This is a genomic window from Haliea sp. (assembly GCF_040222615.1).
GTDB lineage: Bacteria > Pseudomonadota > Gammaproteobacteria > Pseudomonadales > Halieaceae > Haliea.
This window is the reverse complement of record NZ_JAVKCQ010000039.1, coordinates 1-13848: the sequence shown is the minus strand read 5'-3', so window position 1 is coordinate 13848 and position 13848 is coordinate 1. Positions and strand designations below refer to the sequence as shown.

Here is a 13848-nt window from a genome sequence, read left to right as displayed (position 1 = left end):
GGGGTGTCGATGATGTTGATGCGGTGCTCGTCGAACTGGGCATCCATACCGCGCCAGAAACAGGTGGTCGCAGCGGAGGTGATGGTAATACCCCGCTCCTGCTCCTGCTCCATCCAGTCCATGGTGGCTGCGCCGTCATGCACTTCGCCAATCTTGTGCGAGAGGCCGGTGTAGAAAAGAACGCGCTCGGTGGTAGTGGTTTTACCCGCATCCACGTGGGCGCAGATACCGATATTACGATATCGCTTGATAGGAGTCTTGCGTGCCACGATAAAATCCCCTGTAACAGGTTGCCTGGCGAAAAATTAGAACCGGTAGTGAGAGAAAGCCTTGTTGGCTTCTGCCATGCGATGCACATCTTCCCGCTTCTTCACGGCGTTGCCCTTGCCCTGGGAAGCATCAATGATTTCACCAGCGAGACGCTGGCGCATGGATTTCTCACCGCGGTTGCGCGCGTAGTCAACAAGCCAGCGCATGGACAGCGCGACGCGACGTGAGGGACGGACTTCAACCGGCACCTGGTAGGTGGCACCACCGACTCGACGGGATTTCACTTCCACCATCGGGGCGATGTTTTCCAGAGCCTCATCGAAAGCCTCGATGGGATCTTTCTTCAGACGCTCCTGGACGATCTCGAGGGCACCGTAGACGATGCTCTCCGCGACAGACTTCTTGCCGCTGACCATCACGTGGTTCATGAACTTTGCCAGCGTCACGTTGCCGTATTTGGGATCCGGCAGGACTTCGCGTTTGGCGACTACTCTTCTTCTTGGCATGGTATTGCCCTTCTCTCTTCAGGTTAATCCGAACACCGACCTGCCACATTATGCGGAAGAGGCAGTGGTTCAGCCTTACTGCTATCGTTTACCCGGGGTGAAACCCCAAGCGCTTACTTGGGCCGCTTGGCGCCGTACTTGGACCGGCCCTGGCGACGAGCCGCCACACCGGAGGTATCCAGACTGCCGCGCACGGTGTGGTAACGCACACCCGGCAAGTCCTTGACCCGGCCGCCGCGTATCAGTACCACGCTGTGCTCCTGCAGATTGTGGCCTTCACCGCCGATGTACGAGGAGACCTCGTAACCGTTGGTCAGGCGCACCCGGCAGACCTTGCGCAATGCAGAGTTCGGCTTCTTGGGGGTAGTGGTGTAAACCCGGGTGCACACGCCGCGGCGCTGGGGGCAGCTTTGCAGCGCCGGTACGTCGCTTTTCGCTACCTTGCGCTTCCTGGGCTTACGAACCAGTTGGTTGATCGTTGCCATTCCGATGGAACTCCAAAAATTTGTTTGATTTCATGGCCTTGCAGCCAACCTCAAGCCTGTAACGCGGCTTGCGGACCCTGCCGGACTACGCCGCCGGGCCCTGCACTTCCCGCCAGCTGCCCGCACACAGCCTGGCACCCCGGGAAAGAGGAGGCGGCATTCTATAGACGCCCTCTCACCGAGTCAAGCGCCGCCCACTCCGCGGAGTGGGCGGCTGCATTTACTCACTGTCCTGCAGTGCCTCGGTGAGTGCCGCTTCGATCTCCTGCGCCGACACGCTCACTTCGACCTCGCCACCGCGCGTACGCTTGCGCTCCTCGTGGTAGGCCAGGCCGGTACCCGCGGGGATCAGGCGACCGACCACCACGTTCTCCTTCAGGCCACGCAGGTAGTCGCGCTTGCCGGTGACCGCAGCTTCGGTCAGTACCCGGGTGGTCTCCTGGAAGGAGGCCGCGGAAATGAAGCTTTCCGTTGCCAGCGACGCCTTGGTGATACCCAGCAGCTCGCGCTCGGCAGCGGCCGGCACCATATCCTGGGCCAGCAGGCGCTCGTTCTCTTCCAGGAAGGTCACGTACTCGACCTGCTCGCCCTTGATCAGGCTGGAATCGCCGGAGGAGGTGATCACGACCTTGCGCAACATCTGCCGTACGATGACCTCGATGTGCTTGTCGTTGATCTTCACACCCTGCAGGCGGTACACCTCCTGGATCTCGTTGGAGATGTACTTGGCCAGCTCCTCGACACCCTTCAGGCGCAGGATATCGTGGGGGCTCATCGGGCCTTCAGATACCACTTCGCCCTTCTCGACGAACTCGCCCTCGAACACGGACAGATTGCGCCACTTCGGAATCAGGGCCTCGTAGTGATCGGAGCCATCCGCCAGCGACTTGCCGTCCACCGGCGTGATGATCAGGCGGCGCTTGCCCTTGGTTTCCTTGCCGAAGCTGACCGTGCCGGAGATCTCCGCCAGAATGGCGGGCTCCTTCGGCTTGCGCGCTTCGAACAGGTCGGCCACGCGGGGCAGACCACCGGTGATGTCACGGGTCTTGGAGCCTTCCTGGGGAATACGGGCGATAACCTCACCGGCATCCAGGGTAGCGCCATCTTCCATGTTCACCAGGGCGTTCGCCGGCAGGAAGTAGTGCGCCGGCACATTGGTACCCGCCAGGCACAGCTCCTCGCCCTTGTCGTCCACCAGGGTAATGGCAGGGCGCACATCCTTGCCCGCGGCCGGACGCTCACCCACATCCAGTACTTCGATGTTGGACAGGCCGGTCAACTCGTCGGTCTGGCGCTTGATGGTGATCCCCTCTTCCATCCCGGAGAAACGGGCAGTACCCGCCACCTCGGTGATGATCGGGTGGGTGTGCGGATCCCAGTTCGCAACCACATCGCCAGCCGCCACTTCCGCGTGGTCACGGACCTTGATGATGGTGCCGTAGGGCAGCTTGTAGCGCTCGCGCTCACGACCCATCGTGTCAAGGACTGACAGCTCACCGGAGCGGGATACCGCAATCAGGAAGCCGTCCTTGCGCTCCACCGTCTTCACGTTGTGCAGGCGGACCTTGCCGTCGTTCATGACCTGGATGTTGTCCTGGGCCGTTTGCCGGGACGCCGCACCACCAATGTGGAAGGTACGCATGGTCAGCTGGGTGCCGGGCTCGCCGATGGACTGGGCCGCAACAACGCCGACCGCCTCGCCCATGTTGACACGGTGACCGCGGGCCAGATCGCGGCCGTAGCAGGTGGAGCAGATGCCGTGCCGGGTTTCACAGGTGATCGGCGAGCGTACTTCTACCTCGTCGATACCCATTTCCTCGATACGCTTGATCCACAGTTCATCGAGCATGGTGCCCGCGGTGATGGCGATCTCGTCCTCGGAACCGGGCTTGATCACGTCGCGGGCAACAATACGGCCCAGCACGCGGTCACCCAGGGATTCGATGATGTCACCGCCATCGATGACCGGGGTCATCAGCAGGCCCTGATCGGTACCGCAGTCAACTTCAGTGACCACCAGATCCTGGGCCACGTCGACCAGGCGCCGGGTAAGGTAACCGGAGTTCGCCGTTTTCAGCGCGGTATCCGCCAAGCCTTTCCGTGCGCCGTGGGTGGAAATAAAGTACTGCAGTACGTTCAGGCCCTCGCGGAAGTTCGCGGTGATCGGGGTCTCGATGATGGAGCCATCGGGCTTGGCCATCAGGCCGCGCATGCCCGCCAGCTGGCGGATCTGGGCGGGTGAACCCCGGGCGCCGGAGTCGGCGTAGATGTAGACCGAGTTGAAAGAGGCCTGCTGCTCCTCCTCACCATCGCGGTTGGTGACCGACTCCTTGGAGATACCTTCCATCATCGCCTTGGAGACCAGGTCGTTGGCCCGGGACCAGATGTCGATAACCTTGTTGTACTTCTCGCCCTGGGTTACCAGGCCGGCCGCGTACTGGTCTTCGATTTCCTTCACTTCCCGATCCGCACGGCCGATAAGCTCGGCCTTGGCCTGGGGAATAACGAAGTCGTTGACGCCGATCGAGGAGCCGGAACGGGTGGAGTACTCGTAGCCCGTGTACATCAACTGGTCAGCGAAAATCACCGTAGCCTTCAGTCCCACCACGCGGTAGCACAGGTTGATGATCCGGGAGATGGCCTTCTTGGTCATATCCTGGTTCACCATGTCGTAACCAATGCCCTGGGGCACGATTTCCCACAACAGGGCACGACCGACCGTGGTCTCGGGAATGAAGGTGCGCTCGGTACGCTCGCCTTCCTCGTTCTGCACCACTTCGTGGATACGCACCCGGACGCGGGCCTGCAGATGCACGTGGCCGGCGCGGTAGGCGCGATGCACCTCGGACACGTTGGCGAAGATCATGCCCTCGCCCTTGGCGTTCACGCGCTGGCGGGTCATGTAGTACAGGCCCAGGACCACGTCCTGGGAAGGCACGATGATGGGCTCGCCGTTGGCCGGGGACAGGATGTTGTTTGTGGACATCATCAGGGCCCGGGCTTCCAGCTGGGCCTCAATGGTCAGCGGCACGTGCACCGCCATCTGGTCACCGTCGAAGTCGGCGTTGTAGGCGGCGCAAACCAGCGGGTGCAGCTGGATCGCCTTGCCCTCAATCAGCACCGGTTCAAAGGCCTGGATCCCCAGGCGGTGCAGGGTCGGCGCACGGTTCAGCAGCACCGGGTGCTCACGGATAACCTCGGCGAGGATATCCCAGACTTCCGGCGGCTCGCGCTCGACCATCTTTTTTGCGGCCTTGATGGTGGTCGCCAGGCCGCGGGCCTCCAGCTTGCCGAAGATGAACGGCTTGAACAGTTCCAGCGCCATCTTCTTGGGCAGGCCACACTGGTGCAGCTTCAGGGTGGGGCCCACCACGATCACGGAACGACCGGAGTAGTCCACACGTTTGCCCAGCAGGTTCTGGCGGAAACGACCCTGCTTGCCCTTGATCATGTCGGCCAGCGACTTCAGCGGGCGCTTGTTGGAACCGGTAATGGCGCGACCGCGACGACCGTTGTCCAGCAGCGCGTCCACGGACTCCTGCAGCATGCGCTTTTCGTTGCGCACGATGATATCCGGCGCGTTCAGGTCCAGCAGGCGCTTGAGGCGGTTGTTGCGGTTGATCACCCGGCGGTAGAGATCGTTCAGGTCGGAGGTCGCAAAGCGGCCGCCGTCCAGCGGTACCAGCGGGCGCAGGTCCGGTGGCAGTACGGGTAGGGCGTTCAGCACCATCCACTCGGGCTTGTTGCCGGACCCGGCGAAGGCTTCCATCAGCTTCAGGCGCTTGGACAACTTCTTGATCTTGGTTTCGGAGTTGGTCTGGGGAATTTCCTCCCGCAGGGTCACAATCTCGCGTTCCAGATCCAGCTGCCGCATCAGGTCCTGAACCGCTTCGGCACCCATCTTGGCGGTGAACTCGTCACCGAACTCTTCCATGGCCTCGTAGTACTCTTCATCCGTCAGCAACTGCCCGGGATTCAGGGTAGTCAGGCCCGGATCGGTAACCACGTAGGATTCAAAGTAGAGCACCCGCTCGATATCGCGCAGGGTCATGTCCAGCAGCAGGCCGATGCGCGAGGGCAGGGACTTCAGGAACCAGATGTGCGCCACCGGGCTCGCCAGCTCGATGTGGCCCATGCGCTCGCGGCGCACCTTGGCCAGCGCCACTTCCACGCCGCACTTCTCGCAGATGACACCGCGATGCTTGAGGCGCTTGTACTTGCCGCACAGGCACTCGTAATCCTTCACCGGACCGAAGATCTTGGCACAGAACAGGCCGTCCCGCTCCGGCTTGAAGGTACGATAGTTGATGGTCTCCGGCTTCTTCACTTCACCGAACGACCAGGCCCGGATCATTTCCGGCGACGCCAGGCCGATACGGATGGCATCGAATTCTTCTGACTGTCCCTGGGACTTGAGCAAATTAAGTAAGTCTTTCAAGGTCTTTCCTCCGCGAGGTTTTCCTTCCAGCCGCAGCGGCACGAAGTGCCGCTGTCAGCCCCGAGTCCTGATTAGCGCTGGTTAGTCACTCTCCAGCTCGATATCAATACCGAGGGAGCGTATCTCCTTGACCAACACGTTGAAGGATTCGGGCATGCCCGGTTCCATACGATGGTCACCATCGACGATGTTCTTGTACATCTTGGTCCGGCCGGCAACGTCATCCGACTTGACCGTGAGCATTTCCTGCAGGGTGTAGGCGGCACCGTAAGCTTCCAGGGCCCAGACCTCCATCTCCCCGAAGCGCTGGCCACCGAACTGGGCCTTGCCGCCCAGCGGCTGCTGGGTAACCAGGCTGTAGGAACCGGTGGAACGGGCGTGCATCTTGTCATCCACCAGGTGGTTCAGCTTCAGCATGTACATGTAACCCACGGTCACCGGACGATCGAACGCCTCGCCGGTACGGCCGTCGTACAGGGTGAATTGACCGCTCTCCGGCATGTCAGCCAGCGCCAGCAGCTCCTTGATGGATTCCTCAGCCGCACCGTCGAACACCGGTGTTGCCATCGGTACGCCACCACGCAGGTTGTTTGCCAGGGCCAGGATCTCGGCATCGGTCAGCGACTTGAGATCTTCCGGACGACCGGCGCCGTTGTTGTAGATCTTGTCGAGGAACTCGCGTACTTCCGCCGCCTTGCGCTGCTCCTGCAGCATCCGGTCGATCTTCTCGCCCAGGCCCTTGGCCGCCATGCCGAGGTGGGTCTCGAGGATCTGGCCCACGTTCATGCGCGACGGTACACCCAGCGGGTTGAGGACGATGTCCACCGGCTCGCCGTTCTCGTCGAAGGGCATGTCTTCCACCGGCATGATCACCGAGATCACACCCTTGTTACCGTGACGCCCGGCCATCTTGTCACCGGGCTGGATGCGACGTTTGATCGCCAGGTAGACCTTGACGATCTTGAGTACGCCCGGGGCGAGATCATCACCGCTCTGCAGTTTGCGCTTCTTGTCCTCGAAGCGATCCTCCAGCAGCTTGTTTTGCTCATCGAGCTGCTTCCGCGCTGAGGCCAGCGACTCGTTGAGGTCGGCGTCCGCCAGCTTCAACTTGAACCACTGCTCGCGATCCAGCTCCGCCAGCACCTTGTCGTTCAGTTCCGTGCCCTTGGCAAGGCCGGCGCCGCTGACAGTCTTCGCACCCTTGAGCTGGTTACCCAGCAGGGAGAAGGTCGCCTCTTCAAAGATGCGGTACTCTTCCTTCAAGTCCTTGCGGAACTGATCCAGCTGATGCTTTTCGATCTGCAGCGCGCGCTGGTCCTTCTCCAGGCCATCGCGGGTGAATACCTGGACGTCAATCACCGTGCCCTTAGTGCTGGAAGGCACCCGCAGGGAGGTATCTTTGACGTCCGAGGCCTTCTCGCCGAAGATCGCGCGGAGCAGCTTTTCTTCCGGAGTCAGCTGGGTCTCGCCCTTGGGCGTCACCTTGCCGACCAGGATGTCCCCGGCCTCGACCTCGGCACCGATGTAGACAATGCCGGACTCATCCAGCTTCGACAGCGCGCTCTCGCCGACGTTGGGAATATCCGCGGAAATTTCCTCGGAACCCAGCTTGGTATCGCGGGCGATACAGGTCAGCTCCTGGATGTGGATCGTGGTGAAGCGGTCTTCTTTCACCACCCGCTCGGACACCAGGATGGAGTCCTCGAAGTTGTAGCCGTTCCAGGGCATGAACGCGATGCGGATGTTCTGGCCCAGGGCGAGCTCACCCATGTCGATGGACGGACCATCGGCGAGTATGTCACCGCGAGCCACGACATCACCCTGCTTCACGATCGGGCGCTGGTTGATACAGGTGTTCTGGTTGGAGCGGGTGTACTTGGTCAGGTTGTAGATATCGACCGGAGCCTCATCGCGACCGACGTCGGCATCGTTCACCCGCACCACGATGCGGCTGGCATCAACCGAGTCGATGACACCGTCCCGCCTGGCCACCACGCACACACCGGAGTCGGCGGCCACGTAGCGCTCCATACCGGTACCCACCAGCGGCTTTTCGCACTTGAGGGTCGGCACGGCCTGACGCTGCATGTTTGAGCCCATCAGGGCGCGGTTGGCGTCATCGTGTTCCAGGAACGGAATCAGCGCCGCCGCAACCGACACCACCTGCTTGGGCGACACGTCCATGAAATCGACGCGCTCGGGCGGCATAACGGTGAATTCGTTCATGTGCCGCACGGCGATCAGGTCGTCGACAAAGCGCATGTCCTTGTCCACGGCCGCCGAAGCCTGGGCAATCACGTGCTCGGCCTCGTTGATGGCTGACAGGAATTCGATGTCGTCGGTGACCTGGCCATTCACCACCTTGCGGTACGGGCTCTCGAGGAAACCATAGTCGTTGGTGCGGGCATAGGTCGCCAGGGAGTTGATCAGACCGATGTTCGGACCTTCCGGCGTCTCGATCGGGCAGACCCGGCCGTAATGGGTCGGGTGTACGTCGCGCACTTCGAAACCGGCGCGCTCGCGGGTCAGACCACCGGGGCCGAGGGCGGAAACGCGGCGCTTGTGGGTCACTTCCGACAGCGGGTTGTTCTGGTCCATGAACTGCGACAGCTGGCTGGAACCAAAAAACTCTTTTACCGCCGCGGAAACCGGCTTGGCATTGATCAGGTCCTGGGGCATGAGACCTTCGCTCTCTGCCATGGACAGGCGCTCCTTGACCGCACGCTCCACCCGCACCAGGCCGACCCGGAACTGGTTCTCGGCCATTTCACCAACGGAACGCACCCGGCGGTTGCCCAGGTGATCGATGTCGTCTGTCATGCCGCGACCGTTACGGATGGCGACCAGCGCCTTCATTACGTCAACGATATCTTCGCGGTCGAGCACACCGCTGCCGGTCACTTCCTCTCGACCCAGGCGACGGTTGAACTTCATCCGCCCCACAGCGGACAGGTCATAGCGGTCAGCGGAGAAGAACAGGTTCTGGAACAGGTTTTCGGCAGACTCCTTGGTCGGCGGCTCACCGGGGCGCATCATCCGATAGATCTCGACCAGCGCTTCCAGTTCGTTGCGAGTGGAATCCAGGCGCAGGGTGTCGGAAACGTAGGGCCCGCAATCCAGCTCATTGGTATACAGGGTATCAATCGTATTGATGCCCATTTCGCTGAGCCGGGTGAGAATCTCATCGGTCAGCGCGGTGTTGCACTCGACCACAACCTCGCCGGTTTTCTCGTCGACGATGTTTTTCGCCAGGGCGCGGCCGTACAGGTACTCGCGCGGAATCTCCAGCTCCGAGACTTCCGCTTTTTCCAGCTCGCGGATGTGGCGGGCCGTGATACGGCGGCCCTGCTCGACGATGACCTTGCGCCCGACCTTGATGTCGAAGGAGGCGACATCACCACGCAGACGGGCGGGGATCAGCGCCATCTTGTAATTGCCGTCCTTGTCGACGGAGAAGGTGTTGACCTCGTAGAACATATCGAGGATTTCTTCGGACTGATAGCCCAGCGCGCGCAGCAGGATGGTCGCGGGCAGCTTGCGGCGACGGTCGATACGCACGAACACCATGTCCTTCGGGTCGAACTCGAAGTCCAGCCAGGAACCACGGTAGGGAATCACGCGGGCCGAGTAGAGCAGCTTGCCGGAGGAGTGGGTCTTGCCCTTGTCGTGGTCAAAGAACACGCCCGGCGAACGGTGCAGCTGGGACACAATCACCCGCTCGGTGCCGTTGACGACAAAGGTGCCGTTATCCGTCATCAGGGGGATTTCCCCCATGTAGACTTCCTGCTCCTTGATGTCCTTGATGGTCTTGTTGGCCGAATCCTTGTCGTAGATGATCAGCCGCACCTTGACCCGCAGGGCGCAGGAATAGGTGATGCCCCGCAACTGGCATTCGTTGACGTCGAACACCGGCACGCCGAGTTTGTAGTCGACATACTCGAGCGCAGCATTGCCGCTATAGCTCACTATGGGGAACACGGATTTGAAGGCTGCGTGCAAACCGTAGTCGCCGCGCTCTTCGAGAGGTACTCCCTGCTGGGTAAACTTCCGGTATGAATCCAATTGAATCGCAAGCAGGTAGGGAACATCCATCATGTTCGACAGAGTGCCAAAATCCTTGCGAATGCGTTTTTTCTCAGTGTACGAGTATGCCATCAGTACTCCCCAGCGTGTTTAGCTTCCCGCCGCCCTGCCGGCGGCAAGCGAGGCCTTTGACGGACGACCAGTAGTACGACTGACCGTCCTGAAAAAACTTGTGCTCTTCAAGCGGGAAAAGGCCGGCAGGCAAAAGCGCCCACCAGCCTTGTCCTGGTCCAGCAGAAGCCAGACGTAAAGCAAGCGCTTACTTGACCTCTACGGTCGCGCCAGCTTCTTCCAGCTTCTTCTTCAGTTCCTCGGCGTCAGCCTTGGAGACGCCTTCCTTCACCGGGGAAGGAGCGCCGTCTACCACTGCCTTGGCTTCTTTCAGGCCCAGGCCGGTAACTTCGCGAACAACCTTGATCACGTTGACTTTCTTCTCGCCAGCGCTGGCCAGAATCACGTCGAACTCGGTTTGTTCCTCGGCAGCTGCGCCGGCATCGCCAGCAGCGGCAGCCGGCGCTGCAGCTACCGCTGCGGCGGCAGTTACACCGAACTTTTCTTCCATTGCGCTGATGAGCTCAACGATATCCATTACGCTCATTTCAGCGATTGCATTCAGAATGTCATCTTTGGACAGAGCCATGACTCATATCTCCTGGTTAGCTGATAAATTAAACAGCAGTGGCTTACGCCGCTGCCTCTTTCTGATCGCGTACTGCTGCCAGTGTGCGAACCAATTTTCCAGGTACTTCGTTCATCGTCTGTACCAGCTTGGTTACCGGCGCCTTCATTACACTCATCAACAGCGAGAGTGCCTGATCACGCGTCGGCATCTTGGCCAGTACATCCAGTTGATCCGCACCCAGCATTTGGCCGCTCACCGCCAGTGCCTTCACCTCGAAGTGTTTATTCTCCTTGGCGAAATCCTTAAAGAGTCGGGCTGCCGCGCCCGGGTCTTCCATCGAAAACCCGAACAGAGAAGGACCTACCAGCACGTCGGAGACGCACTCGTATTCCGTTCCCGCCAGTGCGCGCTTTGCCAGTGTGTTCCGCACTACACGGAGGGTCACTGCATTTTCACGCGCACTCTTGCGCAGAGCCGTCATCCCACCCACAGTCACGCCACGTGCATCGGCGATGACCAGAGACAGGGCACTGGTGGCAGTCTCGTTAACTTCAGCAACGATCGCTTTCTTGTCTTCGAGTCCAATTGCCACTGGTATTACTCCTGGATTTACAGTTCCGGTACCGCCAACACTATGGCCGCACCACCTTGCGTGGTGAACAATTCACCATCTGCGTAGGCTGGGCAACCCTCGCGGGTTGCTCGATTAAGCCGCGGTCGGCATACAGACGGCCGCGTCACCTACGGTCTTTGATGGCCTTCAGTTCTCAGCTAATCAGGCGTTTGCCCAAGACTGCTCCAAAGACCTCAAAGCGGGCAGCAACCTCCGGTGGGAAGCTGTTGCCCGGGGCCCTCATCCCTGAGGGACCCTTTTGGGACAGCCCCTTTTGGGGGCACCCCGGTCAAGCTTCTATCGACGCCTGGTCGACAGTGACACCCGGACCCATGGTGGTGGACAGGGTGATTTTCTTCATGTAAACGCCCTTCGCGGCAGCCGGCTTGGCCTTGCGCAGGTCGGACAGCAGGGCCTCAAGGTTGCCCTTGATGGCCGCCGGATCGAAATCGATCTTGCCAATGCCGCCGTGAATGATGCCGTTCTTGTCGGTACGGAAGCGGACCTGGCCGGCCTTGGCGTTTTTCACCGCGGTCAGGACATCCGGAGTCACGGTACCAGTCTTCGGGTTCGGCATCAGGCCGCGGGGACCCAGCACCTGGCCCAGCTGGCCGACAACGCGCATGGCGTCGGGGGAAGCCACTACCACGTCGAAATCCAGCATGCCGCCCTTGATCTGCTCGGCGAGATCTTCCATGCCAACAAAGTCGGCGCCCGCGGCTTTGGCCTGCTCCGCAGCGTCACCCTGGGTGAACACGGCGACCCGAACGACGCTGCCGGTGCCGTGGGGCAGGGTTGTCGCTCCACGCACAGCCTGGTCGGATTTCCGAGCATCCACACCCAGGTTTACCGATACCTCTACGGTCTCGTTGAACTTGGCGGTGGCAAATTCCTTCAGCAGGGCTACCGCCTCCTCAAAAGAGTAGGCCTTGCCGGGCTGGATCTTGTCCTTGAATGCGCGTACGCGCTTGGAGAGCTTGGCCATTAGATAACCCCCTCAACATCGATCCCGGCAGAGCGAGCGCTGCCTGCAATAGTACGAACTGCCGCATCCATGTCCGCTGCCGTCAGGTCGGGCCACTTCTGGGTGGCGATCTCTTCCAGCTGGGCACGGCTGACCTTCGCGACCTTGACCGTATTCGGCGTCGCGGAGCCGGAGGTAATCCCGGCGATCTTGCGCAGCAGCACAGCCGCGGGCGGCGTCTTCTTGATGAAGGTGAATGAACGGTCAGCGTAAACAGTGATCACGACCGGAATCGGCAGACCGGGCTCAATGCCCTGGGTCTCGGCGTTGAACGCCTTGCAGAACTCCATGATGTTCACACCGTGCTGGCCCAACGCCGGCCCGACTGGCGGACTGGGGTTGGCCTGGCCGGCCTTAACCTGCAGCTTGATGTAAGCTGAGACTTTCTTTGCCATGAGCTTTACTCCCGGGTATTAGCGCCGTCAGACTCCAGCCCTTGCGGGCCGGGGGCTTCGGGCTCCCCACTGTGACGGCCGCGGCCGCCCGTTAAAATCAGCGGCGGGACCAGCCCGCCGCCACGCTACCGGTCAGGCCTTCTCGACCTGACTGAATTCCAGCTCCACCGGGGTGGAACGTCCAAAAATCAACACCGCCACATTGAGGCGGCTCTTCTCGTAGTTGACCTCTTCCACAACCCCATTGAAGTCGTTGAAAGGGCCATCGACAACCCGAACCATCTCGCCGGGCTCGAACATCGTCTTCGGACGCGGCGCCTCGGTGCCCGCTTCCACACGCTGCAGAATAGCGGCGGCCTCGGCCTCGGTGATCGGCGCCGGCGCATCTGCCTTGCCGCCGATGAAGCCCATCACCCGGGGCGTCTCCTTGACCAGGTGCCAGGTATCGTCTCCCAGCTCCATCTGCACCAATACATAACCCGGGAAGAACTTGCGCTCACTGCGGCGTTTCTGGCCGGCGCGCATCTCCACAACTTCCTCGGTCGGCACCAGCACCTCACCGAAGCGATCCTGCATGTTGTGCAGTTCGATACGCTCCTTCAGGGCCGCCGCAACTTTCTTCTCGAACCCTGAATAGGCATGAACCACATACCACCGCATTGCCATCGGCTATCCCTTAAACTTTTGACTAACCAATCACCAGCGACACCAGCCAGCCCAGGAACGAATCCAGGCCCCACAGCATCAGCGCCACCAGTAATACGAAAACCACCACAATCAGCGTGGTCTGTACCGTCTCTTGTCGCGTCGGCCATACGACTTTGCGAATCTCGGTGCGGGAACTCTTGACCAGCGACCAGAAGGCCACACCCTTGGCGGTTTGCAGGGCAACCACCGCTGCGAGAATAGCTATCGCAACAATACCCAGCACCCGATACAACAGCGACTCGCCCGAGAAATAACTGTTGCCGACAACGCCGGCAGCCAGCAGGGCAATCACCACCGCCCATTTCACGGAATCGAGCCGTCCGGCGTTCGTTTCCACACTCATTAACACTATCCTTTAATCAGGCCGCGCGTCATGCGCGCAGCCCCCTGCCATGAATGGCAGGCCAGGAGGGAATCGAACCCCCAACCTGCGGTTTTGGAGACCGCTGCTCTGCCAATTGAGCTACTGGCCTATAACCTCTTCTGAGACAACGAAGCCGAACTGCCCGCAAGCGGTTCGGCTCGAGTAATCAGCAGGGCACCGAAGCGCCCCCTGACCGGGTTCTTACTCGATGATCTTGGCGACGACGCCGGCACCCACGGTGCGGCCACCTTCGCGGATCGCAAAACGCAGACCGTCTTCCATCGCGATCGGCGCAATCAACGTCACAACCATCTGGATGTTGTCGCCCGGCATTACCATC

The 13848-nt window shown here is 60.8% G+C and carries 12 protein-coding genes and 1 tRNA gene; all 13 read right to left on the bottom strand.

Annotated elements, in window-relative coordinates:
• Positions 1–269: GTP-binding protein (locus RJQ10_RS03920; protein WP_350143832.1), on the bottom strand; the 269-nt coding region annotated here is incomplete at its 3' end.
• Between the two features lie 36 nt (positions 270–305).
• The gene (gene rpsG / locus RJQ10_RS03915; RefSeq protein ID WP_350143829.1) at positions 306–776 is read right to left on the bottom strand and encodes a 30S ribosomal protein S7; all 471 of its coding nucleotides are present in this window, start codon (positions 774–776) and stop codon (positions 306–308) included.
• 113 nt (positions 777–889) lie between these two features.
• Complete coding sequence (rpsL, locus tag RJQ10_RS03910; RefSeq protein ID WP_350143827.1) at positions 890–1261, bottom strand: 30S ribosomal protein S12; 372 nt, start codon at positions 1259–1261, stop codon at positions 890–892.
• A gap of 220 nt (positions 1262–1481) precedes the next feature.
• On the bottom strand, positions 1482–5699 hold the full coding sequence (rpoC, locus tag RJQ10_RS03905; RefSeq protein WP_350143825.1) for a DNA-directed RNA polymerase subunit beta': 4218 nt from the start codon (positions 5697–5699) through the stop codon (positions 1482–1484).
• Positions 5700–5780: 81 nt separating this feature from the next.
• A complete protein-coding gene (gene rpoB / locus RJQ10_RS03900) occupies positions 5781–9854 on the bottom strand; it encodes a DNA-directed RNA polymerase subunit beta (RefSeq protein WP_350143823.1) in 4074 nt (1357 codons plus the stop codon).
• A 187-nt stretch (positions 9855–10041) separates the two neighbouring features.
• A complete protein-coding gene (rplL, locus tag RJQ10_RS03895) occupies positions 10042–10422 on the bottom strand; it encodes a 50S ribosomal protein L7/L12 (protein ID WP_350143821.1) in 381 nt (126 codons plus the stop codon).
• Positions 10423–10465: 43 nt separating this feature from the next.
• Positions 10466–10996 carry a 50S ribosomal protein L10 gene (rplJ, locus tag RJQ10_RS03890; protein ID WP_350143819.1) on the bottom strand — a complete coding sequence of 177 codons (531 nt, stop codon included), beginning with the start codon at positions 10994–10996 and terminating at the stop codon, positions 10466–10468.
• Positions 10997–11306: 310 nt separating this feature from the next.
• A complete protein-coding gene (gene rplA, locus RJQ10_RS03885; RefSeq protein WP_350143818.1) occupies positions 11307–12002 on the bottom strand; it encodes a 50S ribosomal protein L1 in 696 nt (231 codons plus the stop codon).
• Positions 12002–12436, bottom strand: coding sequence for a 50S ribosomal protein L11 (gene rplK, locus RJQ10_RS03880; protein ID WP_350143816.1), 435 nt, complete (start codon positions 12434–12436; stop codon positions 12002–12004). Before rplK ends, rplA begins: the two co-directional genes overlap by 1 nt.
• 132 nt (positions 12437–12568) lie before the next feature.
• Positions 12569–13102 carry a transcription termination/antitermination protein NusG gene (nusG, locus tag RJQ10_RS03875; RefSeq protein ID WP_350143814.1) on the bottom strand — a complete coding sequence of 178 codons (534 nt, stop codon included), beginning with the start codon at positions 13100–13102 and terminating at the stop codon, positions 12569–12571.
• 22 nt (positions 13103–13124) lie between these two features.
• On the bottom strand, positions 13125–13487 hold the full coding sequence (secE, locus tag RJQ10_RS03870) for a preprotein translocase subunit SecE (protein WP_350143812.1): 363 nt from the start codon (positions 13485–13487) through the stop codon (positions 13125–13127).
• A gap of 54 nt (positions 13488–13541) precedes the next feature.
• A tRNA-Trp gene (locus RJQ10_RS03865) sits at positions 13542–13617 on the bottom strand.
• A gap of 92 nt (positions 13618–13709) precedes the next feature.
• Positions 13710–13848, bottom strand: a 139-nt coding sequence (locus tag RJQ10_RS03860) for an EF-Tu C-terminal domain-related protein (protein ID WP_502880211.1), incomplete at its 5' end; no start/stop codon positions are given.